At 32.8% G+C, this 4,033-nt stretch carries 5 protein-coding genes; 2 read left to right on the top strand and 3 right to left on the bottom strand.

The window, feature by feature from the left end:
- Positions 1 to 13: 13 nt before the first annotated feature.
- From KI356_RS24870 to KI356_RS24860, 3 genes are all read right to left on the bottom strand, one after another.
- On the bottom strand, positions 14 to 352 hold the full coding sequence (locus tag KI356_RS24870) for an EamA family transporter (protein ID WP_002168608.1): 339 nt from the start codon (positions 350 to 352) through the stop codon (positions 14 to 16).
- Positions 345 to 686, bottom strand: coding sequence for an EamA family transporter (locus KI356_RS24865; RefSeq protein WP_212936767.1), 342 nt, complete (start codon positions 684 to 686; stop codon positions 345 to 347). The genes KI356_RS24870 and KI356_RS24865 overlap by 8 nt, the downstream gene beginning before the upstream one ends.
- Positions 687 to 884: 198 nt before the next feature.
- The gene (locus tag KI356_RS24860; protein ID WP_212936766.1) at positions 885 to 1,886 is read right to left on the bottom strand and encodes a S66 family peptidase; all 1,002 of its coding nucleotides are present in this window, start codon (positions 1,884 to 1,886) and stop codon (positions 885 to 887) included.
- 219 nt (positions 1,887 to 2,105) lie between these two features.
- Between KI356_RS24860 and KI356_RS24855 the strand changes: the two genes are divergently transcribed.
- On the top strand, positions 2,106 to 3,059 hold the full coding sequence (locus KI356_RS24855) for a D-alanyl-D-alanine carboxypeptidase family protein (RefSeq protein WP_212936765.1): 954 nt from the start codon (positions 2,106 to 2,108) through the stop codon (positions 3,057 to 3,059).
- 217 nt (positions 3,060 to 3,276) lie between these two features.
- On the top strand, positions 3,277 to 3,876 hold the full coding sequence (locus KI356_RS24850; RefSeq protein ID WP_128281385.1) for a nitroreductase family protein: 600 nt from the start codon (positions 3,277 to 3,279) through the stop codon (positions 3,874 to 3,876).
- Positions 3,877 to 4,033 lie beyond the last annotated feature (157 nt).

Here is a 4,033-nt window from a genome sequence, read left to right as displayed (position 1 = left end):
ACGGATCTTTTTGTTATTGTATACAATAGATGATTACACCAATGACAATAATAATGTTGCCAATGATTTTTCGTTTCGTTATTTTCTCCCCTAGGAAGTACCAACTAAAAATTAAAATGATGATATAACTTAATGATTCTAATGCAGATGCTTGTTTTAATGCCAAGCCTTTTAAGGCGATCACATTTAATCCTGCATTAATTACAAATAAAAAGTAGCCGATGATAACATAAGGATTCACATATTCTTTTATTCTAGAATCGTATTGTTGTAAAGTAGCCTTTTTTAATAATATTTGTGAGTAATTGGCTAAAATTATCCCGAAAATAAATAATAACATATAACTATTCATCTTTTGTCACCACCACAATTCCGACGATAATAATAGCTGCGCCAAGTATGTGATTCCACTGTATCGTATCTCCAAATAGGAATACTGACCAAAGCATTGACCATAGTATTATAATCCCACGGTGTGAATATGCTCTAGAAATTTCAAAATTCTTAATGACTTGTTGCCATAGAATTGCATATCCAAATAAAAGTACAACAAGTCCAAAGTAAGCAATAAAAAATGAGATTGATGCAATAGGGAATTGAGCTGCCCATTTCATGTAAACCATAATGATAGAATATATCAAGAAGGCCGCATGTAAAAATACATAGTTTTTAATAGTTGGTTTCATATATTCACTCTCTTTTACTTTATATACACGTATGTAAACTCGACGTATATAATCAATAGCTTCTTATTATAAAAGGCATATTGAAATGATTTTTGTTTATTTCTTCACATTCCAAAATATATAGTATCATGTCTTCTTATGTAAAACAATAGAAGGCAATACGTAGCTTTAGAGCTGAAAATAATAGAGGTAGTAGAGTTAGATTTTCCACTGTTCTATAATTTGTATCGTTTTATTTGTTGCATCCATCTCTACTTGAATACCTATTGGCAAAGTAATCATTGGATGAGTATGACAACAATCGAAATCGGCTAGAATAGGAATCTTTTGATTTTGTAGTACTTCTAGTAGTATTTCGTAAGGTTTTCGATTTGTCCCACAATCATCGAATTGTTCATGTTTTCCAAGAATGATACCAGAAACTTTATTAAATACGCCGTTAATCTTCAGTAATGAAAAACTTCTTTCAATAGTAGCTGCATCTTTTGAGCTATCTTCAATAAATAGAATGTCACCTTCTTGAATATGTGGCATGTACGGGCTACCCCAAATGCCTTGTATTGTGTTTAAGTTCCCACCAATAATCCGCCCAGTAGCTTTTCCGCCAATTACTGAAATCCAGTTGTTCGGTCGAAGTTCTTTTTCCTTCGTTTTTTCTTCCCAATTAATAAATTCATCTGACCAAAATAACGGCTGGTTTATGTTGTAAGGAAGAGGTTGATCAGTTATTAAAGTATCTGCAAAATATTTGTACGTGTAATCTACGAAAGGCTCAAATTCACCAAAAGAAGAAACAAGTGCTGGACCATAAAATGTAGGAATTCCTGTTTTTGCATAAATTCCTAGTAATAATGCTGTTGCGTCGGAGTAGCCAATCATTATTTTAGGGTTCATTTGGAAAGCTGCATAATCAATATAGGGTAATAATGAATTAGAATTCATGCCCCCAATTGTCGACATAATACAGGAGATGTTAGGGTTTCTAATCAAATCATTTAGCTCCTCCGCACGCTCTTGAATACTTCCGGAACGATAAAAATCAGATTGACCTGTTAGTGATCCCTCTAATATACGAAATCCTTTCTTTTGTAAGTATGATTTTGCTCGTTCAAATCTTTTTGGAGAAGTATAGGTTACTGGTGAAGAGGGAGAGTAGATGCCAATTGTATCGCCATATTTCAATGCTTTTGGAAGTATCATTTGTATAAATCCTTTCTATTATATGGTGTTTTTTTGTGTATCTATTATTGAATATTCTTATATTTCGTTGTTTTTAGTGTAACACATATGAAAAAGAGAAAGAGGTTAAAATTATAATTGCTGTAGATGAATAAATATGCTTTTTACCTTGACGTTATAAAGTAATTGTTGTTATGGTTAAACATGAGTGTATAAAAGGTTTGCTAAAGGAGTTTTAGAATGAAGCGGTTAAAATGGGGAAGATTAACGATCCTATTAGTAGTAGTTCTGGGTATATGTTGGTTCTTTTTCCAAGGAATTCAAAAGAGTGAAACAAATGTAGATACTCAGCCTTTACAAGTGGCAGAGCTACCTAAAACAGGGCTATCTGAAAAAGTAGTTCCACCAAAATATATACCACCAGAAATTGATGCAAAAGCAGCTGTTATTATCGATGCGAGTAATGGAGATGTTATTTATCAAAATAATGAAAATGAAGCTGTTGCCCCTGCTAGTATGTCAAAAATGATGACAGCATATCTCGTTTTAGAGAGTATACATAATGGGAAAGTCCGCTGGGAAGATCCAGTGAAAATAAGTGTAAAATCAGCACAAACAGAGGGTGCAAAAATCCCAATGCAAGTAAATGATACGTTAACTGTTAAAGACCTATATCATGCTTTAATGATTGAATCGGCTAATAATTCGGCTGTCGCTTTAGCAGAACATGTAGCTAAGACGGAAAAAAACTTTGTTCAACTTATGAATGAAAAAGCCCAGCAGTTAGAAATGTCAGATAAAGCTAAATTCGCGAATGCTTCCGGATTACAGGAGCCTGACGGAAGTGAAACAAAAATGACAGCAGCTGACGTAGCAAAATTAGCGTATCATCTTATAAAAGACTACCCAGAGATATTAGAAGTGACTCACTTACGTCAAAGTCAGTTAGCGTTTAATAATGTTAATGTTACAAACACAAATGAGATGTTAAACAAAAATAATAAAGCTTTATATATAGAAGGAATAGACGGATTAAAAACAGGATTTACAGATAGCGCAGGGTATTGTTTTACAGGTACTGCAAAACAAGGTGATAATCGCATTATTACAGTTGTCATGGGGACTTCAAGTAAAACAAAACGTTTTACAGAGACGAACAAGTTAATGTCTTATGCATTTGGATTAGTTAATTAAGTAAAGCAGTTTATTGTTACTTATTTTTGGTAACGATAAACTGCTTTTTTATTTAAAACATAGGAAGTAAAAAGATAAAAAACGTGAGTGTTATTATTTGAGTTTAGTATTGTTTGTTGATATTATAAAGTTATGAACTTATTAATAATAAGTTCATGGGGCGCAATATGATGTATACATATGAAATAGCCTCAAATGAAAATTGGAGGGAATTGTGATGGCAAAAGATTTTTACTCAGCGATTGAAGACAGAAGATCTATTTACGCGATTAATAAAGAGCAAGTAGTTTCTGATGAAAGAATTCAAGAAGTGATTTATCATGCTGTGAGACATACACCTTCGGCTTTTAATTCTCAAAGTGCAAGAGTTGTTGTATTACTAGGTGAACAACACGACAAATTATGGGATGTTACGAAAGAAACGTTACGAAAAATTGTACCTGAAAATAATTTTGTACCTACTGAAGAGAAAATGAATGCATTTAAAAGTGGCTATGGAACAGTTTTGTATTTCGAAGATAGTAAAGTAGTAGAAAGTTTGCAAGAGAACTTTGCACTATACAAAGATAATTTTCCTACATGGTCTCAGCAATCTTCTGGAATGTTGCAATTTGCGATTTGGACAGCATTAGAGATTGAAGGTTTTGGTGCTACACTACAGCATTATAATCCGTTGATTGATGAAGAAGTAAGGAAAGAATGGGATATACCTGAAAACTGGAAGTTAACGGCACAAATGCCATTTGGTAAACCAGTAGTTTCTGCAGGAGATAAAGAATATCAGCCATTAGAGACTCGTGTGAAAATTTACAAATAAAATAAAAAGGTGAACAGAGATATAATCTGTTCACCTTTTTATACGTGGTATGGGTTTTCATGCTGGATTGTTTTCATCTGCTCTTTTAATTCGTATTTCTTTGTTTCAATAGTTGTTACTTTTTTTAATGTTGCAAATGATAATAATCGCGTAAAAG

The sequence above is a fragment of the Bacillus hominis genome (genome assembly GCF_018332515.1).
Classification (GTDB): Bacteria; Bacillota; Bacilli; order Bacillales; family Bacillaceae_G; genus Bacillus_A; species Bacillus_A hominis.
Note: the sequence above shows the minus strand (reverse complement) of the source record. Positions and strands in the feature narration are given on the sequence as shown.

Bases quoted from the DNA above. Each gene is read 5' to 3' on its own strand.
- KI356_RS24860 (WP_212936766.1), bottom strand. From the start codon at position 1,886: ATGATACTTCCAAAAGCATTGAAATATGGCGATACAATTGGCATCTAC.
- KI356_RS24870 (WP_002168608.1), bottom strand. From the start codon at position 352: ATGAATAGTTATATGTTATTATTTATTTTCGGGATAATTTTAGCCAAT.
- KI356_RS24855 (WP_212936765.1), top strand. From the start codon at position 2,106: ATGAAGCGGTTAAAATGGGGAAGATTAACGATCCTATTAGTAGTAGTT.
- KI356_RS24850 (WP_128281385.1), top strand. From the start codon at position 3,277: ATGGCAAAAGATTTTTACTCAGCGATTGAAGACAGAAGATCTATTTAC.
- KI356_RS24865 (WP_212936767.1), bottom strand. From the start codon at position 686: ATGAAACCAACTATTAAAAACTATGTATTTTTACATGCGGCCTTCTTG.